This is a genomic window from Parafrankia soli (assembly GCF_001854695.1).
GTDB classification, from domain to species: domain Bacteria; phylum Actinomycetota; class Actinomycetes; order Frankiales; family Frankiaceae; genus Parafrankia; species Parafrankia soli.
This window is the reverse complement of record NZ_MAXA01000001.1, coordinates 54,324-74,703: the sequence shown is the minus strand read 5'-3', so window position 1 is coordinate 74,703 and position 20,380 is coordinate 54,324. Positions and strand designations below refer to the sequence as shown.

At 71.7% G+C, this 20,380-nt stretch carries 17 protein-coding genes and 1 tRNA gene; 9 read left to right on the top strand and 9 right to left on the bottom strand.

The window, feature by feature from the left end; translation table 11 throughout:
• The first annotated feature begins 39 nt into the window (after positions 1–39).
• Positions 40–1,938 carry an ABC-F family ATP-binding cassette domain-containing protein gene (locus BBK14_RS00300; protein WP_071059174.1) on the top strand — a complete coding sequence of 633 codons (1,899 nt, stop codon included), beginning with the start codon at positions 40–42 and terminating at the stop codon, positions 1,936–1,938.
• Positions 1,939–2,054: 116 nt separating this feature from the next.
• Here BBK14_RS00300 and BBK14_RS00295 read toward each other — a convergent pair whose 3' ends face one another.
• Positions 2,055–3,074, bottom strand: coding sequence for an acyl-CoA desaturase (locus tag BBK14_RS00295; protein ID WP_020458421.1), 1,020 nt, complete (start codon positions 3,072–3,074; stop codon positions 2,055–2,057).
• Between the two features lie 480 nt (positions 3,075–3,554).
• Here BBK14_RS00295 and BBK14_RS00290 point away from each other — a divergent pair.
• The 4 genes from BBK14_RS00290 (at position 3,555) to BBK14_RS00275 (ending at position 8,029) form a co-directional block, all read left to right on the top strand.
• Positions 3,555–3,626: transfer RNA gene (locus BBK14_RS00290), tRNA-Gln, on the top strand.
• Positions 3,627–3,939: 313 nt separating this feature from the next.
• Positions 3,940–5,463 (top strand): bifunctional UDP-N-acetylglucosamine diphosphorylase/glucosamine-1-phosphate N-acetyltransferase GlmU, encoded by a 1,524-nt coding sequence (gene glmU, locus BBK14_RS00285; RefSeq protein ID WP_083390609.1) that lies wholly within the window; start codon positions 3,940–3,942, stop codon positions 5,461–5,463.
• 448 nt (positions 5,464–5,911) lie between these two features.
• Complete coding sequence (locus BBK14_RS00280; RefSeq protein ID WP_071059170.1) at positions 5,912–6,886, top strand: ribose-phosphate diphosphokinase; 975 nt, start codon at positions 5,912–5,914, stop codon at positions 6,884–6,886.
• A gap of 123 nt (positions 6,887–7,009) precedes the next feature.
• The gene (locus BBK14_RS00275; RefSeq protein ID WP_071059168.1) at positions 7,010–8,029 is read left to right on the top strand and encodes a tryptophan--tRNA ligase; all 1,020 of its coding nucleotides are present in this window, start codon (positions 7,010–7,012) and stop codon (positions 8,027–8,029) included.
• Positions 8,030–8,052: 23 nt separating this feature from the next.
• On the opposite strand, the gene rsmA is transcribed toward BBK14_RS00275, so the two are convergent.
• Positions 8,053–8,847, bottom strand: a complete 795-nt coding sequence (gene rsmA / locus BBK14_RS00270) for a 16S rRNA (adenine(1518)-N(6)/adenine(1519)-N(6))-dimethyltransferase RsmA (RefSeq protein WP_241831001.1) — start codon at positions 8,845–8,847, stop codon at positions 8,053–8,055.
• A gap of 92 nt (positions 8,848–8,939) precedes the next feature.
• Positions 8,940–9,764 carry a TatD family hydrolase gene (locus BBK14_RS00265; RefSeq protein WP_071059166.1) on the bottom strand — a complete coding sequence of 275 codons (825 nt, stop codon included), beginning with the start codon at positions 9,762–9,764 and terminating at the stop codon, positions 8,940–8,942.
• A 126-nt stretch (positions 9,765–9,890) separates the two neighbouring features.
• On the opposite strand from BBK14_RS00265, the gene BBK14_RS00260 reads away from it, so the two are divergent.
• A complete protein-coding gene (locus BBK14_RS00260) occupies positions 9,891–11,228 on the top strand; it encodes an ABC transporter substrate-binding protein (RefSeq protein WP_071059164.1) in 1,338 nt (445 codons plus the stop codon).
• Between the two features lie 12 nt (positions 11,229–11,240).
• Entirely contained in the window at positions 11,241–11,888 is a 648-nt protein-coding gene (locus tag BBK14_RS00255; RefSeq protein WP_071059162.1) for a YdcF family protein, read from the top strand.
• A gap of 54 nt (positions 11,889–11,942) precedes the next feature.
• On the opposite strand, the gene BBK14_RS00250 is transcribed toward BBK14_RS00255, so the two are convergent.
• A complete protein-coding gene (locus tag BBK14_RS00250; RefSeq protein ID WP_071059160.1) occupies positions 11,943–12,491 on the bottom strand; it encodes a YdcF family protein in 549 nt (182 codons plus the stop codon).
• Between the two features lie 851 nt (positions 12,492–13,342).
• Here BBK14_RS00250 and BBK14_RS00245 point away from each other — a divergent pair.
• Entirely contained in the window at positions 13,343–13,957 is a 615-nt protein-coding gene (locus BBK14_RS00245) for a dTDP-4-dehydrorhamnose 3,5-epimerase family protein (protein ID WP_071059159.1), read from the top strand.
• A 46-nt stretch (positions 13,958–14,003) separates the two neighbouring features.
• Here the strand turns inward: BBK14_RS00245 and BBK14_RS00240 are convergent, their stop codons facing one another.
• From BBK14_RS00240 to BBK14_RS00220, 5 genes are read right to left on the bottom strand one after another with little or no spacing between them, the layout of a single operon-like run.
• The gene (locus BBK14_RS00240; RefSeq protein WP_071059157.1) at positions 14,004–14,603 is read right to left on the bottom strand and encodes an acyltransferase; all 600 of its coding nucleotides are present in this window, start codon (positions 14,601–14,603) and stop codon (positions 14,004–14,006) included.
• Positions 14,600–15,634 carry a glycosyltransferase family 2 protein gene (locus BBK14_RS00235; protein ID WP_071059155.1) on the bottom strand — a complete coding sequence of 345 codons (1,035 nt, stop codon included), beginning with the start codon at positions 15,632–15,634 and terminating at the stop codon, positions 14,600–14,602. The genes BBK14_RS00240 and BBK14_RS00235 overlap by 4 nt, the downstream gene beginning before the upstream one ends.
• On the bottom strand, positions 15,631–16,260 hold the full coding sequence (locus BBK14_RS00230; protein WP_071059153.1) for an acyltransferase: 630 nt from the start codon (positions 16,258–16,260) through the stop codon (positions 15,631–15,633). The genes BBK14_RS00235 and BBK14_RS00230 overlap by 4 nt, the downstream gene beginning before the upstream one ends.
• Complete coding sequence (locus BBK14_RS00225) at positions 16,257–17,180, bottom strand: glycosyltransferase (protein ID WP_071059151.1); 924 nt, start codon at positions 17,178–17,180, stop codon at positions 16,257–16,259. Before BBK14_RS00225 ends, BBK14_RS00230 begins: the two co-directional genes overlap by 4 nt.
• Positions 17,177–18,496, bottom strand: coding sequence for a glycosyltransferase family 4 protein (locus BBK14_RS00220; RefSeq protein WP_235014153.1), 1,320 nt, complete (start codon positions 18,494–18,496; stop codon positions 17,177–17,179). Before BBK14_RS00220 ends, BBK14_RS00225 begins: the two co-directional genes overlap by 4 nt.
• Before the next feature lie 345 nt (positions 18,497–18,841).
• Here BBK14_RS00220 and BBK14_RS00215 point away from each other — a divergent pair, with 345 nt between their 5' ends.
• Entirely contained in the window at positions 18,842–20,371 is a 1,530-nt protein-coding gene (locus BBK14_RS00215) for a lipopolysaccharide biosynthesis protein (RefSeq protein WP_071059147.1), read from the top strand.
• Positions 20,372–20,380 lie beyond the last annotated feature (9 nt).

Sequence of the window (20,380 nt, the reverse complement as noted above, 5' to 3'; positions counted from 1 at the left end):
GGCGGATGTCACGGTCGAAGTCGTGGGGAGAATCGTCGCGTGAGCCCGGTCGTTGTCTCGTTGGAGAGCGTCTCGGCAGCGCACGGCACCCGAACGCTGCTGGACGGCGTCGGCCTCGGGCTCGACATCGGCGAACGGGTCGGCGTGGTCGGCCGCAACGGAGCCGGCAAGTCGACCCTCCTCAACATCATTTCCGGAACGCACCCGCCCGACTCGGGCCGGGTCGTGCACGCCGGCGGCACCCGGGTCGGCGCCCTCTCGCAGGCCGACTCGCTGCCCGGCGGCACCGTCCGCTCGGCCGTCGTCGGCGACGTGCCCGACCATGTCTGGGCGGCCGACCCGCGGCAGCGGGCCGTGCTCACCGGCCTCGGCCTGATCGACCGGCTCGACGAGGAGACCGGGCTGATGTCCGGCGGCGAGCGCCGCCGCGTCGCGCTGGCCCGCCTGCTCGTGCAGGAACTCGACCTGCTGATCCTCGACGAGCCGACGAACCATCTCGACGTCGAGGGCGTCGCCTGGCTCGCACGCCACCTCGCCACCCGGCGCTGCGCGCTGATCGTCGCCACCCACGACCGGTGGTTCCTCGACGAGGTGTGCGACCAGGTGTGGGAGGTCGTCGACGGCCGGGTCGACGCCTACGAGGGCGGCTACTCCGCCTACGTGCTCGCCCGGGCGGAACGCTCCCGGCGCGCCGACGCGACCGAGGCCCGCCGGCAGAACCTGCTACGCAAGGAGCTGGCCTGGCTGCGCCGCGGCCCGCCGGCCCGCACCAGCAAGCCCCGCTTCCGCATCGACGCCGCCAACGCGCTGATCGCCGACGAGCCGCCCGCCCGCGACAGCCTTGAGCTACGCACCTTCGCGGCGTCCAGACTGGGCAAGGACGTCTACGACGTCGAGGACGTCGACCTCACCGTCGGTGACCGCACGCTGCTGCGCGACGTGACCTGGCGGCTCGGCCCCGGCGACCGGATCGGCCTGGTCGGCGTGAACGGCGCCGGCAAAACCTCTCTGCTGCGGCTGCTCATCGGCACCCTCGAACCGGGCGCGGGGCGGGTCCGTCGCGGGGCGAGCGTGCGCCCGGCGATCCTGTCCCAGGAGGTCACCGAGCTGCCCGGCGACCTGCGGGCACTCGAGGCGGTCGAGCAGGTCGCCCGCATCCTGGCGGTGGAACGCGGCCGGGAGCGCACCGCCGGCCAGATGCTCGAGCAGTTCGGCCTGCCCTCGAGCCGGCAGTGGACCAGGGTGCGCGACCTCTCCGGCGGCGAGCGCCGCCGCCTGCAGCTCCTGCGTCTGCTGATGGGACGCCCGAACGTCCTCCTCCTGGACGAGCCCACGAACGACCTCGACACCGACACGCTGACCGCGCTGGAGGACCTGCTCGACTCCTGGCCCGGAACCCTCGTCGTCGTCAGCCACGACCGTTACTTCCTGGAGCGGACCTGCGACGTCGTCTGGGCCCTGCTGGGCGACGAGCGGATCCGGATGCTGCCCGGCGGCGTCGAGGAGTACCTGGCCCGGCGCGCGGCGGCGGGCGGCTCCCCAGGTTCCGGGACGGCCGGTTCGGGTGCCTCCACCGCCTCGGGTGGCTCGGGGCGTTCCGCTGGTTCAGGCGGCTCTTCCGGCTCCGGTGGCTCGGGCGGCGGCGCGGGGGGTCCGGCTGGGCCGGGCTCGGCCGCGGGCTCCGGGCAGGCGTCGGGAACGGACGCGCGTCCGGCCCTGAGCTCGGGCGAACTGCGTGCGGCCCGCAAGGAGCTGGCCCGGTTGGAACGGACCCTCGAGAAACTGGGACGTCGCGAGTCCGAGCTGCACAAGGCGCTGGCCGAGGCCGCCACCGACCACGAGCGCATCCTCACCCTCGACGCCGAGCTCCGCGCCCTCACCAGCGAGAAGGACCAGACCGAGGACCAGTGGCTCACCCTGGCCTCCAAGATCGAATAATCCCCCGCAAGGCCGCTCCGGCACCCGACCCGGGGCTCGGGTCGGGTGCCGGGGTGGAGAGACAGATGCCGAGGTCGAGAGCCGGGACCAGCGGCGCGGGGAGTGGACGACGCCGGTCAGGCGCGCTTGGCGGCCAGGCGGGCGGGGTCGGGCCAGCGGACGTCCCGGGCCAGCCCGAGGATCTCCAGAGTCTTGATCACGTAGAAGCTGGTGTCGATCTGCCAGGGGCGGACGCCGTGCCGGGCCGAGGTCGGCTCGGCGTGGTGCAGGTTGTGCCAGGACTCGCCCATGGAAAGCAGGGCCAGCGGCCACACGTTGCCCGAGCGGTCGCGGGAGCGGTAGGGCCGGGAGCCCATGACGTGGCAGATGCTGTTGACCGACCAGGTCACATGGTGGAGCAGCGCCACCCGGACGAGCGAGGCCCAGAAGAAGGCCTGGAGCGCGGCCTCGAACGAACCGCCCCACAGGCCGCCGATGACCGCGGGCAGGGCGAGGCTGACGAAGGCGCAGAGAGCAAACGAACGACTCACCCGGACGATCATCGGGTCGTCCAGGAGGTCGGGGGCGTAGCGGCGCTGGTCGGTCTGCTCGACGTCGAAGAGCCAGCCGACGTGGGCGTGCCAGAGCCCGCGGGCGAGGGCGGCCGGGCCGGTGCCGTAGCGCCACGGTGAGTGCGGGTCACCGTCGGCGTCGCTGAAGGCGTGGTGACGGCGGTGGTCGGCCACCCAGCGGATCACCGGGCCCTCTATGGCCATGTTGCCGGCGATGGCGAGYGCGGCACGCACCGGCTTGGAGGTCTTGAAACCCCGGTGGGTGAAATAGCGATGGAATCCGACGGTGACGCCGTGGCCGGTGATCGCGTACATCACCGCCGCGAGGATGACGTCCCGCCATGTGATCCAGTGGTCCCACAACAACGGAACTGCCGCGACAAGCGCCGCGAACGGAAATAGGATCGTCGCCACAAGCACAAGCTGTTCGCCACGCGCCCGGAACATCGAGGGAGTGGTGGTGTGGGACTCGGTCGGCGCCGGCGACGTGACCCCGCCGGCATCCGCGACGGACTGGTCACCTCCAACCACGGCCGCACCCTGATGCCTGGTTTCGGTCGCTTTCACCGTGTCGGTAGCGGTCATTGYTTCATCCCGTCCGTCGCGGTGGGCCGCCCACTGCCGACCCTCTGGTCGCCACGTTAGCCCGCCTGGATGACAACGGGCACCATTCACGGCGTCCGCCACGCAAACGGGCCGGACCGCCCAGCCCACGCCGACGGCCTCCACGCGACGGATGGCATCTTTCCCGATCCACAGGATTCCACCCCCCTCCGCGCCGACACCCCTCGCGACAGGATCATCACCTTGCGTCGGGATCAACCGACGGCGGCGAGAGTGTTCACACGGACACAACACGAATACACCCGACGACCTCGGCCGGGGGGTGACTACGTGCCGCGACGCCCTGACGCCGCTCCAGCTAGAGCCGGGCCCGGGACACACCCTGATCCGCACAGCACACCGGGGGGACCACAGACACTCGCCGGGAGGCCCACGTACATTTCTTCCGTTGCCGGGCACGATGGTAGAGTGGGTGCGGCAGTAACCCTGTTTTACCCGCGGTCCGCCGTAGTGTAATCGGCAGCACAGGAGATTTTGGTTCTCTTAGTCCACGTTCGAGTCGTGGCGGCGGAGCACAAGCAGTCGCGGGGTGCCGAAATTGTTTCGACAAGACGGCGTCTTGATTTTCAAGATACGTCCAGTCAAAAGATTTCCCTCTTTGCCGCTCTCGCGTTCGCGCGATGCGGCAGACCGCACGGAGTCACCCACCGTCGCCGAGGTTGGAGTRCCTCTTCGGTAGGCTGACAGCCGATGCCTCACCCTCCGCGGGCCGGCCGAACAGGACCGACCCCACGGCGCTCACCGTGAGTCAGCGGGTCCGTCCACGGCGCGTCGTTCCCTCGGCAGGTCGGGCGCAGCCAGGTCCATCGAGATTGCGGGAGCTCGTGTGACTCAGCCACGTCCGGCGGCTGTCATCGTCCTGGCGGCGGGCGAGGGGCGGCGAATGCGTTCGGGCACCCCGAAGGTCCTGCATCGCCTCGCCGGTCTGACCCTGCTCGAGCATGTGCTCCGCGCGACCGAGCCGGTCGGGGCGCCCCGGGCGGTGGTCGTCGTCGGTCACGGGCGCGAGCAGGTCGCGGCCATGCTCGCCGAGCGGGCGCCGCACGTCATCACCGCCGTCCAGGAGCACCAGGGCGGGACGGGCCACGCCGTGCGTGCCGCGCTGGCGGCGCTGGACGGTCTCCCGCCCGACGCGTCCGTCGTCGTGCTGCCCGGCGACACCCCGCTGCTGACCGGCGAGACCATCGCCGGCCTGGTCGAGCGCCATCAGGCGCTGGGCGCGGCGGCCACCGTTCTGTCGGCCTTCGTCGCCGACCCGACCGGGTACGGCCGCATCGTGCGCGGCGACGGCGGCCAGGTGCGGGCGATCGTCGAGCAGCGGGACGCCGACCCCGCGACCGCCGCGATCAGGGAGATCAACGCCGGCGTCTACGTGTTCGACGTCGAGCTGCTGCAGTCCGCGCTGAAGCGGCTCACCACCGACAACGCGCAGGGCGAGGAGTACCTCACCGACGTGGTCGGCCTGCTCGTCGCGGACGGCGAGCCGATCGGGGCGCACGTCGTCGCCGACGCGGACGAGGCCGGCGGAGTCAACGACCGGGTGCAGCTCAGCGAGGCCGGCCGCACGCTGCGCGAACGGATCACCCGCGCCGCAATGCTCGGCGGGGCCACGATCGTCGACCCGGTCACCACCTGGATCGACGTCGACGTCACCCTGGAGCCGGACACGACCGTCTGGCCGAACACGCACCTGCGTGGGGCCACGACGATCGCCACCGGGGCGGAGGTCGGCCCGGACTGCACCCTCATCGACACGGTCGTCGGCGCGGGAGCGCGTGTCGTCAGCTCGGTGACCGAGCGCGCCGAGGTCGGTGCCGGCGCCGTCGTCGGGCCGTTCGCCCACCTGCGCGCGGGGACCAGGCTCGGTCGCAGCGGCAAGATCGGCGCCTTCGTCGAGACGAAGGCCGCCGACATCGGCGATGAGTCCAAGGTCCCCCATCTCGCCTACGTGGGCGACGCGGTGGTCGGCGAGCGCAGCAACATCGGCTGCACCACGGTGTTCGTCAACTACGACGGGGTCGCCAAGCACCGCACGGTGATCGGTTCGGACGTCCGGATCGGCAGCGACACCATGCTGGTGGCCCCGGTGACCGTGGGGGACGGCGCCTACACCGGCGCCGGCGCCGTCATCAGGGAGGACGTCCCACCGGGAGCGCTCGCGATCAGGGAGGGCCGGCAGCGCAACGTGCCGGGCTGGGTACTGCGCCGCCGGCCGGACAGCCCCGCGGCGCGGGCCGCGCTGCGCGCCCGGCAGCATGAGGCGGAAACGGCCGAGCCAGCCGGACACAAGCAGGCCACGCCCGAGCCGGCCGGGCAGGAGCCCGGCCAGCCCGGGCAGTCGGGCACGTGAGTTGAACCACAGCCCGGCCCCGGGACCCGGTATCGCTGGCGTTTTCGCCGCGCGAGGCCGAACGTAGAAACCGTTTGGCCGCAGGTGGGCTGATCTGCGGCTATCGATACCGTCGTACACAGTCTGCCGCGTGGAAGGGGACGCCTGATCCCGAGTCGCTCGTTCCCGGCCGCCTGCGCCATGCCCGGGCGGAACGGGTAGATCTGACCTGACCAGGCAGTGACCCCAGCCCAGGCCCCGGCGCGACGGGTACCCGCCCGCCGCCGGTCGCCGCCCGGCCCCCCGACGACCACCGCGACCAGCAGACGAGCCAGTCGAGTCCGACGAAGCAGCAGCGCCACCAGCAGCCGAGTCAGCCGCAGACGAACACATCAACGGTCCACGTCCGCAACCGTCCGTGTCACGGGCCGCCTGTCAGAGCCGCCAGTCATGCCTTGAGGAGATAACGGTGGGATACCAGACCGAGAACCGCCGAAACCTGATGCTCTTCGCGGGGCGTTCCCACCCTGAGCTCGCGGCCGAGGTGGCCCGAGCCCTCGACGTGCAGCCGGTCCCCACGAACGCGTACGAGTTCGCCAGTGGCGAGATCTTCGTCCGCTTCGAGGAGTCCGTCCGCGGGTGTGACGCCTTCGTGCTCCAGTGCCACACCGCGCCGGTGAACACCTGGCTGATGGAACAGCTCATCATGGTCGACGCGCTCAAGCGCGCCAGCGCCAAGCGCATCACCGTCGTCGCCCCGTTCTACCCGTACGCCCGCCAGGACAAGAAGCACCGCGGCCGCGAGCCGATCTCGGCCCGCCTCGTCGCCGACCTGTTCAAGACCGCCGGCGCGCACCGGCTGATGTCCGTCGACCTGCACACCGCCCAGATCCAGGGGTTCTTCGACGGCCCGGTCGACCACCTGTTCGCGCTGCCGCTGCTCGCGGACTACATCGAGAGCAAGCTCGACACGTCCGAGGTGACGGTCGTGGCGCCCGACTCCGGCCGGGTGCGCGTCGCGGAGCGGTGGACCGACCGGCTCGGCTGCCCGCTGGCGATCATCCACAAGCGCCGCGACCCGAACGTCCCGAACCAGGTCAAGATGTTCGACGTGGTCGGCGAGGTCCGCGGGCGCACCTGCGTGATCGTGGACGACATGATCGACACCGCCGGGACGATCACGAAGGCCGCGGAGTCCCTGAAGGCGCACGGCGCGACCGACGTCATCGCCGCGGCGACGCACGGCGTCCTGTCCGGCCCGGCCGCCGACCGGCTGAAGAACTCCGAGATCAGCGAGGTCGTCCTCACCAACACGCTGCCGCTGCCCAGCGAGGCCCGCATCGACAAGATCACCGAACTGTCGATCGCGCCGCTGATCGCCGCTGCCATCAAGGCCGTCTTCGAGGACGGCTCAGTGACCGGCCTGTTCGGCGGGGACGCCTGACCCCACCACCACGCCGGCCACCCCCGGGGTGATCCCCTGCGCCCCCGAAGCCAGGCCCCTGAGCCCGGGCTTCGGGGGCGCGTTGGGGAGAGCGCGATCTGGTGGGCCGTAGAATCACCCGACATGACGCAGGACCGGCCACGGGTCTCGCTGACCGGCATCAAGCCGACCGGCGATCCGCACCTGGGCAACTACATCGGGGCGATCCGCCCCGCCCTCGACCTGACGGCGACGTACGAGTCGATCTACTTCATCGCCGACTACCACGCCCTGACCTCCATCCGGGACAGGGCGAAGTTCGCCGCCTACACCCGGTCCGTCGCCGCCACCTGGATCACGCTCGGGCTCGATCCCGAGCGCACGGTCTTCTACCGGCAGTCCGACGTCCCGGAGATCTTCGAGCTGACCTGGATCCTGTCCTGCGTCACGGGCAAGGGCCTGATGAACCGGGCGCACGCCTACAAGGCGGCGCGTGACCGCAACGCCGAGAGCGGCATCGCCGACCTCGACGCGGGCGTCAACATGGGGCTGTTCAACTACCCCATCCTGATGGCCGTCGACATCCTCGTCATGGGCGCGGACGTCGTCCCCGTGGGCCAGGACCAGTCGCAGCACCTCGAGATCGCCGCGGACATCGCCGGCTCGTTCAACCACCTCTACGGCGACGTGTTCAGCCTGAAGATTCCCGAGGCGGTGCTGCCGTCCGGGGTCAACGCGCGGACGATGCCCGGCACCGACGGCCGGAAGATGAGCAAGTCCTACGGGAACACGATTCCGCTGTTCGCGCCGCCGTCCCAGCTACGCAAACTGGTGCGCGGCATCCGCAGCGACAGCACGCCGGTCGAGGCGCCGAAGGATCCGGACGCCTCCGCCGCCTTCCAGATCTACGAGAACTTCGCGGACCCGGAGGCCGTCAAGGACATGCGGGTCCGCCTCGAGCAGGGCGGCACCGGCTGGGGCGAGCTGAAGAACGCCCTGTTCGAGACGCTCGACGCCTGGCTGACCCCACTGCGGGCCCGCTACGACGAGCTGGTGGCCCCGGGCAGCGAGCTGGACGCGATCCTCGCCGCCGGCGCGGACAAGGCCCGCGACCGCGCCCGCCCCGTCCTCGCCGGCGCCCGCCGCGCCATCGGCGTCGGCTGACCGGCCCCGCCTGACCAGCGCGGTCAGGCGGGCTGGTCGGCCGGGAGGATGCGGGCCTGCTGGGCCAGCCGGGCGAACGCCTCGACGTCGAGGGTCTCGCCGCGGGCGCCCGGGTCCACCCCGGCCGCACGGGCGAGCTGCTCGGCTCGCGCGGGTGAGCCGGCCCAGGGGGCGAGCGCCGTCCGCAACGTCTTGCGTCGTTGGGCGAAGGCCGCGTCGACGGCCGCGAAGACCTCGCGGCGCAGTCCGACGTCCGCCGGTGGGGCGGCGCGCCGGGTGAAGGCGACGAGGCCGGAGTCGACGTTGGGCTGCGGCCAGAACACCGGGCGGGGCACCGCGCCGGCCGGCCGGGCCTGCGCGTACCAGGCCAGTTTCACGCTCGGCACGCCGTAGATCCGCCCGCCGGGCGGCGAGGTGAGGCGGTCGGCGACCTCGGCCTGCACCATCACCAGGCCCCGTTCGATCGACGGGAACCGCTCCAGCAGACCGAGCAGCAGCGGGACGGCCACGTTGTACGGCAGGTTCGCCGCCAGCACCGTCGGCGCGGCGACCGCCGGCGGCAGGTCGGCCGGCTCGACCCGCAGGCCGTCCGCCTCGACGACGTGGAGCCGGGCGGCCACCGCCGCCGGCAGCCGGGCCGCGGCGGTGACGGGCAGGGCGGCGGCGAGCACCGGATCGACCTCGACCGCGGCCACCGCCGCCGCCTCGGTGACCAGGCCGAGGGTGAGCGAGCCCAGCCCGGGGCCCACCTCGAGCGCGACGTCGTCCGGGCCGACCGCGGCCAGGCGCACCAGCCGGCGGACGGTGTTCGGGTCCACCAGGAAGTTCTGGCCCCTGCGCTTCGTCGGCCGCAGGTCAAGGGCGTGGGCGAGCTCCCGGACGTCGGCCGGCGAGAGCAGCGCCTCGGTCTCTACCAGGGCCCGAACGTCCGTTCCGCGTTGGCGGCGACCTGGGCGGCGAGCTCGTCGACGGCCTCGCCGCGGGTCTGTGCCAGCAGCCGCAGGGTGAGCGGCACCAGATACGGGCCGCCGGGCCGCCCGCGCCACGGGACCGGGGTGAGGTACGGCGCGTCGGTCTCGACCAGCAGGAGCTCGGCGGGCACCACCGCGGCGGCGTCGCGCAGCTCCTGGGCGTTCTTGAAGGTGACGTTGCCGGCGAAGGACATCACGTACCCGGCGTCGGCGCAGATCTTGGCCATCTCCGCGTCGCCGGAGAAGGCGTGGAACACGACCCGCTCGGGCGCGCCCTCCTCGGCCAGGATGCGCAGCGTGTCGTCGTGCGCCTCCCGGTCGTGGATCATCAGGGCCCGGCCGGTCTCCTTGGCGATGGCGATGTGCCGGCGGAAGCTCGCCTGCTGGGCGGCGTGCTGCTCCGGGGGCGTGCGGTAGTAGTCGAGCCCGGTCTCGCCGACCGCGCCGACACCGTCCAGGCGGGCAAGCGCCGCGATCGCCTCGAACGTCTCCTCGCCGACGCCGTTCGCCGCCGCGTTGGGATGGATCGCCACCGCCGCGCGGACCTCCGGGTTGGCCGCGGCGATCTCGGCCTGCCAGCGGCTGGTCGGCAGGTCGACGCCGACGGAGACCATCCGGGTGATGCCGACGGCGCGGGCCGCGGCGATGGCCTCGGCCACCGGGGTGCCCATCAGGTCCAGATGGCAGTGCGCGTCGACCGCCGGGACGGGCAGCGGCTCGGGCGGCGGTGGAGGGTCACCGACGCGTCCGGAGTTCCTCGCCACCCGTTCGCTCCTTCAGTTGCCGTCGACGTCCCCTTGCCCACCGCAGATCCTAGGACTCCCGCCGGGTGTGCCGCCCCGACGGCCGTGGGATTCTGAAGGAGTGCTTGACCTCACGGGTTTCTGCCGATGACGACTCCGCTCCCCGTCGCGCTGGTCACGCCGTTGACCGGACCGGACGCCGCCCTTGGCCTGGCGGCGCTGCGCGGAATGACGCTGTGGGCGCGTGACGAACGGCTGCCGCCGCCCTGGGACGAAGTGGGCGTGACGGCCTACGACGCCCACCCCGACCCGGTCGGCGCGATGCGCTCGGCCGCGGCGGCCGAGCCCGCCGCCGTCTTCGGCCCGGTCGGCCCGCGCGCGGCGCTCGCCACGCTCGGCGCGACGGGCCGGGTCGTGTTCAACGCCGGTGCCCCGTCCACGCGTTTCATGCGCCAGTCGTTCCCGCACGTCGTCAACGTGGCCGCGCCGACCTCCACCTGGCCGCGCGGGGTGCTCTCGGCGATCCGCTCGGTGGACCGCCACGCCCGCCGGGTCGCGCTGCTGGCCTCGGGGGATCTCGCGGTCGAGCTGACGTCGGTGACCAAGGCCGCGGCCCGCTCCCAGGGTTACGACGTCACCTCCAACGTGTTCCCGCCCGGCCGCGGAGCGCAGGCGGCCCGGCTGCTCCCGCCGGCGGACGTCCTCATCGTGCACGGCGGCGCCGACGACGAGCTGGAGATCGCGAACGTGCTGCTGCGCCGCTCGTGGCGGGCCGCGGCGTTCTCCACCGCGGTGAGCGCCGAGGCCACGGCGACGCTGGGCGCGCTGCGCGAGGGCCTGCTGGCCCCTGCGAGCTGGGCCCCGGACAGCGTCGCCGAGGTGGGGACGGGCCCGACCGCACGGGAGTTCTCCGCCGACTTCGCCACGCTGCACGGCGTCCCGCCGACGGCGACCGCCGCCTGGGCGTACGTGGGGGGGCTGATCCTGGGGCGCTGCATCCGCCACTGCGGCGGCGTCGGCGACGCCTCGCTCCTGGCCGCCGCGCGCGGCCTCGACACCACGACCATGCTGGGCCGTTTCCGGCTCGACGAGGCGACCGGGCTCCAGGTCGGCCATCAGGTCCCGATCGTCCAGTGGCAGTCCGGCGCGTCCTGGACGGTCTGGCCCCGCGAAGCGGCGCGCGCGCCGTTCCACCACCCGCGCTGGAACGCCCCGCCGCCGGGCGGGGTGGACGTCGAGGCCGGCGCGCGGCCCGCGGACGCCCCGGCCGGGGAGGAGACGGCCACCGGCCCGGGCCCCGAGCCGGCCCTGCCACTGCCCGCCCAGGACGCCCCCGCCCGCCCGTTCGGCCTGGGCCGGCCGAGGCCCGGGCTGGGCAGCGGCTTCGGTGCGCGCTGGCCGGCCTCGCCCGCCCCGGAGGGGCCTTCCGGTGGGCTGTCGGGCCCGGATGCCGACGCCGGCCGTCCGGCCGGCTGGCCGGGCTGAGGGGGCGCCGCGATGTCGGCACCACCAGCACGTCCCCCGTGGACGGGCGAGGACCCCTGGGGGGCCCGCGGACGGCCCTCGGCGGGCCGCGAGCGACCACCGGCAGGTCCCGGGCAGCCGCCCGCGGGCCGCGCCCGGGACCGCGGGCGGCGGCGCACCACTGTGCTCGGGGTCCTCGGGGTCGTGAGCGTCATGTTCCTCGGCGCGACCTTCCGGCTGTTCGTCCATCCCCGGCGGGACTCCCCCGCCCCGGTCGACGCCATCGTGATGTTCGCCGGCAGCCCGGGCCGCCTCGAGCACGCGGTGAGCCTGGCCGTGGCCGGGTACGCGCCGACGCTGGCCGTCTCGGTGCCCACGGCGGACGACCCGTGCCCCCCGGCCATCCCGAACGTCGAGGTGATCTGCTTCGCCCCGGATCCGGTGACCACCCAGGGCGAGTCACGCTGGGTGGCCGCCGCGGCCGCCCGGTACGACTGGAAGTCGGTGCTCGTGATCACCTCGACCAGCCAGACGACCCGCGCGCGGCTGCGGCTGGGGCGCTGCTACTCGGGGCAGGTGCTCATGAGCCCGGTCGCGCCGGCAAAGAGCATGTGGCCGTACATGATCGCCTACGAGTGGGCCGCGATGGGCAAGGCGCTGATCGTCCAGCGGGACTGCTGACCGCTGCCGACCTGACCGCTGATCTCGGCTGACCGCTGCCGGCCCGCCTGTCGATCAGCAGCCGCGCTGCCAGACCAGCGCCTTGACGGTCGCCGCGGTCTGGTAGGCGATCAGGTACGGCCACTGCCGTCGGGGGGTCCCGACGGCGTCCACCAGGACCTCACCGTCGTAGCAGCGCTCGATGCGCAGCCTGGCCCGGCTGTCCTGGGAGCGGTCCGTGACGAACAGGATCGAGCGCCAGCCGTGGATCCTGGCCAGGCGGCCGGCCTCGCGAGCCTCGCCCTGGGTGGTCACCGGGTCCGGCCAGAAGCAGATGACCTGGATGTCCCGGCCGACCTCGGCCGCGTCGGGGCACCGCCAGGTGCCGGGCATCGAGACCACCAGAACCGGGGCGATGCCGGACCTGGCCAGCTCGACGGCCTTGTCCCGCCGTTCGCCCGGACCCCCGAGCATGAAGATCGCGTCCACGGGACGCGGCTTGTCGATCCTCGGGAAGACGATCATTCGCACGTTCAGCACGGCGATCAGAAGCGCCACACCGAGCACCCCGGAGCGCAGCGCACGCCGCCACCGCGGCCGCGCCTGCTGTGCGTCTGTGATCACACTCGTGACTGTAGACGGCGTACCTGTGGCCGCGGACCGGTCGAGACGTGCTCTGCTTCACGTTCCCCGACCACCCCCCGCGGTGAATCGCCCGGCGCGGCCGACGCGGCCGGCCGGAAGAAGTCAGCCGACGTCGCGTGACGGTGCCCCGGAAATCAGCCGGGCGCGGCGCACGCAAATACCGCGGGCGTCCATCCCGCATTCTGGTGGGCCTATGAGAGCCGGCTTCGCACCCCGCACCCGGCTCGCCAGGGCCATGCGGGCGGCCGGGCTCCAAGCCGGCCCGCCGGCCGGCGGCGAACGCTGTCGGGCGGTTCGGTGACCGGCCTGACCAGACATCACCGCACCCTCGCCCAGGCGGCCACGGCAGACATTCTCAGAGCACCACCCCCTTCGGGTGGAGGGGCCGAGTGAACCGGGTTTACCCGTGAGAAGCCGACACTTCATCCCATGGTCGACATCGCACCCCAGAAGAGATCTAAGCCACCTGCCACACGCACCGAAGGACCACGACGGAGTGAGTAAGGTGCTGATATAGTTCAGCACGCGGATGTCGGCCGCCGAGGTTTCGCTCAACCGACCTCGACGACTACCGGGTCCGCGGTCATGCGCAGTGGCGCGGTGCCTCCTCATCTCATCCTTGCCGCCCAGCTCCCGCCGCCCGCCGCGCCGTCCATCAAGGCCGAGCCGGGCACCACCGGCACCGGCGGCCGGGCCACCGCCGGCGCCGGTCCGACATCGACCGCCGATTCATGCCGTCCACACTTCCGTGTATCGGAGTGCTCGGCCGCCGAGAAAACCCATCAGGTTCTCCGGCTGCCCGGGTACCGGGCGCAAGAGGGAGATCTTCCGTGGCCGTCCTGACTACCACGCAGTTCACCGGCTCCGAGACCGAGATTCCGGGCCTTTTTGTGTTCGATGTTACGTCCATCGAGGATGAGCGCKGCTGGTTCCAGGAGAAGTTCCACCACGCCAAGCTCGTTGACGCAGGGATTCCCGCGAGCTTCCGGGTCGTCCAGAACAGCCTTTCCTACAACAAAAAGATAGGCGTGACACGGGGCTTTCATGCCGAGCCCTGGGACAAGTACATATCGGTGGTGAAGGGCCGCGTCTTCTGCGCCTATGTCGACCTGCGAGCAGGGAAGAGCTTCGGAACCGTCGTCACCGTCGAACTCGACCGGAACCGAGCCGTCTTCCTGCCTCAGGGGGTCGCGAACTCCTATCAGACGATCGAGGACGACACCTACTATCTGTACAGCGTCAACGAGCACTGGAGTGCCGACCGGTACGACAGCTACGTCTTCGTGAATCTTGCCGACCCGGTCCTCGGTGTGCAGTGGCCCGTCCCGTTGCGTGAGGCCGTGATATCCGATCGGGACCAGCACCACCCGGCGCTGGCCGACGTGAGCCCGGTGGAGACCGCGCCGGCCGAGGTCGCCGGCCGCGGGGACACGGACCCGAGCTGACCGAGCACAGACTGGCCGGGCCGCCGGGCTGACCGGCGGCCCAGCCTCACGGCCGGCTCGGGACGCCGTGCGGCGCCCAGCTCCGGACGACCCGGGCGGGCGCCCCTACCGCGAGACTGAAGTCGGGCACGACCCCCTTCACGACGCTGTTCGCGCCGACGACGGCGCCGCGGCCGATCGTCGAGCCCGCTGTGACCACACAGTTCTGGCCCAGCCAGGCGCCGTCGCCGATCGCCACCGGGGCGACGCCCGTGTGGCCCTGGTCCCGGATCGCGACGCCGGCCGCCCGGTAGGCGTGGTCATGATCGGCCACGTAGACGCCACGCGCGAACATCGCTCTGTCCCCGATCGTGATGCCGCGGACGGCCGACAGCGTGCACCACCCGACGAACGACGAGCCCGCGCCGATTCGAATCACCGGCGCCGCCGGCTCGCCGTCCCCATCGATCACCTGGAACCACGAGCCGGGGCCCACATGGACGCCGGCGCCGATCGACATCCAGCGGGCGCCGTAGAGCCGGAACGGCGGCTCGATGTCGGTACGCGGGCCAAGCGCCCCGAACGACCCGGCCAGGAACCGGGTGAAGGCCCGGCTGCGGGCCCTGCGCCACAGGTCGAGGGACCGCTCGGGTAGCGAACTGCTCATGGCCTCGTCAGATGTCGGGACGGGTGACACGTGCCGGATGCGGGCTCGGGCGGGACGCGCGACTGGCTGGGGACGCCGCCCGTGGGCTCGGTGTACGGGGGGTAGCCGGGCCACCAGTCCCGCCGCCGACGCCAGAGCGCGCGCCAGTCGCTCGCACGCGCCCGCGGCCGCCCACGGGCCAGCCCCGACCCCAGATCGGCCAGGGCCCGCAGCGCCACCCCAAGAACGATCATCGCCAGGCAGAGCCGCTGCCGCCACCCCGTCCAGTGCTTCCTCGCCAGCGTGGTCTTCCCGCGGAGGACGAGCACGTGCTTGGCCGCCCAGTTCGAGGACGAGGCCCCGACGTGGTGCACGATCGCCGCGGTCGGGACGATCGTGGGGCGGTAGCCGGCGGCCCGCGCCCGCATCGACAGGTCGGTGTCCTCCCCGTACATGAAGAACCGGGGGTCGAACCCGCCCAGCCGTTCGAAGAGGCCGCGGCTGACCAGCAGCAGGCATCCGGTGACGACACCGACCTCGCGGACGCTGTCGCGCTGCCAGCGCCCGAGCGACTCCGGATCGAAGATCCTCGATCCGTGGAACATCGTCGACAGGCCGACCCCGAAGCACGCCAGGCTCCACAGGCTGGGTGCCCCCCAGCAGGAGCTCGGGTCGACCGATCCGTCCGGCCGCAGCGTCCGCCCGCCGTAGAGCCCGCAGGCCGGGTTCCGGCGGGCGAAGGTGAGGATCTCGGCGACCGCCCGATCGAGGACGACGGCGTCGGGGTTCAGCAGGAGCAGATAGTCCCCGTCGGCGTGGGAGGCCGCCAGGTTGACCGCGCGGCCGAACCCGAGGTTCGTCGCCGACTCGATCAGCCGCACCGCCGGGAACGCGTCCCGAATGGCGTCCGGGGAGCCGTCCGTCGAGGCGTTGTCGACGACGATGATCTCAATCTCGACCCCGGCCGGCTCAGCCAGGACGGACTCCAGGCACCGGACCGTCAGCTCGGCGGTGTTGTAGGACACGACCAGCACGGACACCTCGACGGTCACTGCTCACCCGCCGGGTGGGAGCCGGGGCGCCGCCCGGTGCCGTCCACACCGGCACGGCCGTTCTGCTCAGGCCGGTCCGCCTGGACGGCACGACCGGAACGGGTCGACTCCCCGCGCTTCCCGATGACCTTCGCCGGAACACCCGCGGCCAACGCTCCGGCGGGCAACGACTTCGTGACGACAGAACCGGCGCCGACAATCGTGCTGTCGCCTATCGTCACGCCCGGAAGAACCACCGAGTTGGCGCCGACCCACACGTCGTTGCCGATGACGATGTCCGCCTCCCGCTTCGGCTGGCTGTCGATGACGATGTCCGGCAGCGTCTCGTAGTTCGCGGCCGTGAGAAACGTGCCCGGGCCGATCAGGGAGTGCTCGCCGATCTCGATCCGGCCAGTGCGGTCACCGGCCCACAGCGAAACCCGCTCACCGATGTGGGCGAACGCCCGTATCTCCACCCGCTCCCCGTTCCGGACGGAGACGTTCGGCGCCAGGCGGACACCCCGTTCGATCGTCATCCGGCGAACCTGCTGGACATGCGAGTAGTTGTAGAAGTGGAGGATCCGCAGTGAGTGCAGCAGGGCGCGGGCGTCGAGCAGGGAACGAAGAAAGCCGAGAACCCTGGTCACGTCGTCTCCTCAAGAAGGCGCCTGCTGCTGTCGTCACGCTCCCAGGCACCGAGGTCGCCGTGGCGGACCTTCCGGATGGCCAGCAGCTTCGCCACCGCCGAGATGGTGAGGTAGGCGGGGGCGGCGGTGAGCAGCCGGCGATCGGCGACGACGACGGACAGCCAGGACGCGCTGCCGGTGTTCCGGTTCTCCGCGGGCACCAGCCCACGGCCGCGGAGTTCGATGTTCCCGGCGTACACCCGGATCTTCCTCCGGACGAAATCCCGCACCGTCCTCGCGGGATAGACGGTGAAGTGGACGGAGTCCACCGTGGTCCGTTCCTCCGCGCTGAACTGGTGGTAGAGGTACAGATCGTCGGCGATGGCCTCGGGAAAGCGGGTGAAACGCTTCCGCCCGACATCGCTGACACCGACGACCCCGGAGCCCACGTGCCCGTCGGCGACATAGGGCAGGCGCGTCCAGATCCGGTAGTAGTCGCGGACGGGCCGGGCCACCCCGGTCATGCACGGACGCAGCGCGGGCGCCGCGGCGAGCGCCGCACCCGTGCGCAGGACGTCGGCGACCTCGAGCAGCACCGCTCCGGCGACCTCCACGTCGGCGTCGACGTAGAAGCGCGGGAAGGCCATGGCCGCCGCGTCCCCGGTGTTCAGGGCGGCCGCCTTGTTCGCCCGATCCGTCTCGATCACCCGGACGCCACGGGCACGGGCGGCCGCGGCTGTGCCGTCCGTGCATCCGTTGCACACCACGATCACGTCGAGTGCTCCGGTGGGCAGCCCGACGCTGAGCGCCGCGAGGCACCGTCCGATGACGGACTCCTCGTTGTGCGCCGGCACGACGACGCTGGCCAGGACGACGCTGGCTGGGACATCACCGACGCCGTGCGGCGCCGGGGCGGAGCCCGCGGAGAGCGGTGCCGTCACCCCGTCGCCGATCTGAGCTCGTCGCCCTCGTGGTCGCCGCCAGGTGCCGCCGCCGGTGTATGGGAGCCGGCCTGCTCGCGGCGGCGTGGCGCCGGGACGGCGCAGTCAACCGGCCTCGGGCGGACCCGCTCGCCGGCCGGGCGCTCCCGCCCGGTGATGCGGTCGAAGACATCCACGTAGCCGGGGACCTGCAGGCTCCAGTCCAGTACCTCTACCGCGCGCTGCCGGCCCCGCTTGGACAGGTCGGCCCGCCGCTCCGGGTCATCGAGCAGCCGCTCGATCGCGGCGGCGAACCCGTCGATGTCGCCGGGTTCGACGTATTCCGCGATGTCCGCGGCGGTGACCCTGGTCTCGACGAGATCGAACGTGACCACGGGCAGGCCGTAGGCCATGTATTCCATGGTCTTGTTCATGGTCGACACGTTGTTGAGCGGGTTCATCGGGTCCGGTCCGACCGCCAGGTCGGCGGTCGAGAGGTATTTGTCGATCATCTCGTGGTCCGCGCGACCGGTGAAGGTCACGTGGTCGTCAAGATCCAGCTCCGTGGCGAGCGCGCACAGATCGTCATAGCAGTCGCCGAAACCGAGCAGGGCCATGTGGACGTCGGTGCGGCCGCGCTGGTGGACGAGGATGTCGAGGGCACGCAGCGCGTTGTCCACTCCGTCCTGCGGGCCCATCACCCCGAGATAGCAGAGCAGGAACTCGCGGCCTTTCCGCAGTTCCGGGTGGACTGCGCCGGGCCGCATCCGATCGGTGTCCGGGCCGCTGCGCACGACCGTCGTGTCCTGCCTGGTCCGGCCGCCACGGCGGATCGCGATCTCACGGTAGGAGTCATTGGTGGAGATGACGTGGTGCGACAGCCCGTAGGTGATGCGCTCGAGCGCGAAAAGGAAGGCGAGAAGAATCCGCGACGGGCGCTCGAAACGGGACTGGTAGACCTCCGGGCAGAGGTCGTGCTGGTCGTACACGAGGCGCACACCGCGCCGCCGATAGAATAACGCGAGCAACGCGTAGGTGTCCGGCGGATTGCACACCTGGATAACGTCGAAGCCGCGTTCCCGGTAGACCCGGCGCGCCAGCCGGGCGGTGCGCATCCAGCAGACAAAAAACTCTTTCATATATGAGAATACGCCGGACGTTGCGACGTACGGCTCGTACTTGTAGAGGTACACGTCGTCGAGCAGCTCACAGTCCGGGTCACCCGGCCCCTTGGGGCATATGACCCGCACCTCGTAACCGGCACTCACCAGGGCCTGACATTCCAGCCAGACCCGTCGGTCGAGCGGTACCGGCAGGTTCTGCACTATGATCAGCACGCGATTACTCAACGTCACTGCTCCCCCAGATTGACCAAGCGAACCTGCGGTGAGCGCCGCTGCTGGACAGGTCACCCACTGACGACATACTAGAACAGATGTTGTTCGATCCGTCCGGCCCTTTGGGGAACTCGAGATGAACCGGGCGGTCAGGCCGGTCAACGCATCAGGGTACAGTGCCCTGACCATGCGTTTTAGCGGAAAGCTTGATCGTTTGTGGTGAAATCCCGCACCGAGCCGGCCTCGCGATCTGCTCGCCGACAAGCATTCTTAGACGGAAAGCAAGGACGCTGGCTCGACACCTCGGAACTGAACCAGGGCCTTGCCGGGCGGTCCCGGAGAGGTGTGGCGGCGACGGCCGGCGCCCAACTCTGGCGATTGTTCACCCAATTCGGCTCAACGATTATTCTGGCCCGGCTGCTGTCGCCGGACGCCTACGGCCTCGTCGGGATGGTGCTGGCGATCTCGGCTCTCGCCGACCAGCTGACGGACCTCGGGCTCTCCCAGGCCGTCATCCAGCGCAAGACGATCACTCACAGTCAGGTCAGCGCGCTGTTCTGGGTCAACGTCGTGGTCGGGTTCAGCCTCGCGGTGGCGCTGGCCGCGGCCAGCCCGCTGATCGCCCTGTTCTACGGGCACGACGAGCTCGTCGGAATCACCCTCGTCGTCGCGCCGTCATACCTGATCACCGGCGCCCTCGTACAGCACCAGGCGCTGCTCCAACGGCAGATGAAGTTCGGCTCCGTCGCGGCCCGCGACATGATCGGCCGGACCACCAGCATCGTCGTGGCCATCACTCTCGCGTCACTGGGGGCCGGCTACTGGTCGCTGGCGCTCATGCCGACCTCGGCGGCCCTCGCCCGGGCGGTTCTCGTCTGGACGGCCTGCGACTGGCGGCCGAGCCGACCGGCCCGCGCGGACGGCCTCGCGCCGATGCTGCGCTTCGGCGGCAGCGTCGCCGGCTCCGGCCTGCTCGGGTACGTCAGCCGCAACGCCGACAACGTCCTGGTGGGCCGGTTCGCCGGGCCGGCGGCCCTCGGCCTCTACTCCCGTGCGTACGCGCTGCTCCTGCTCCCGCTGCAGCAGGTCAACCAGCCGGTCAACATGGTCGCGATCCCCACCCTGTCCAGGCTCCACGACCAGCCGGACCGATTCCGCGACTACTACCGCGCCGCCGTGTTCACCGTGGCACTGCTCGCTCTTCCGCTGGTCGTGCTGATGGCGCTGCTCGCAGACGTGTTCGTCACCGGCCTGCTGGGCGCGCCGTGGAGCGGGGTCGTGCCGATCTTCAGAGTGCTGGCGATCGCCGGATTCGCCCAGGCGATCAGCTCGACGGCGACCTGGCTGTGGGTCTCGCGGAACCGGGCCGACAAGATGCTCAAGGTCGCCGCGGTGACCCGTCCGCTCACCGTGGCCTCGTTCTTCCTGGGGTTGCCCTGGGGGCCGGTGGGCGTCGCCTGGGCCGTCAGCATCGCCTCGGTGGTGACCGCCGTCCCGATGCTTGCCAGCGCCACCCGCGACACCCCGGTCAGGCTGTCGGATGTCGCGACCTCGATCGCGCCGGCCGTCCTCGCCAGCGCGGTGCTCGCCGCGGTGACCGCCGGGGTGCGGGCGGTGGTGGACCTGCCCCCGATCGCCGAGCTCGTCACCGCCGGGACGGCCGGCGTGGCGGCGTATGTGGCTGTCGTGTCGGCCATGCCGACCTGCCGGCGCCAGCTGCGCGGCGTGCTGCGCGGAAAGCGCGGGACGGCGCCGGGTCGGGGGCCGTCCGACGGCCCGGCTCCCGGATCCGTCCCGCCCCAGGATCAGTGGCCGCTCGCGGCGGCGGCCGAGCACGGCGCCCGACGCCGACGGTCACACCGGCGGTCTCGTTGATCTCGACGG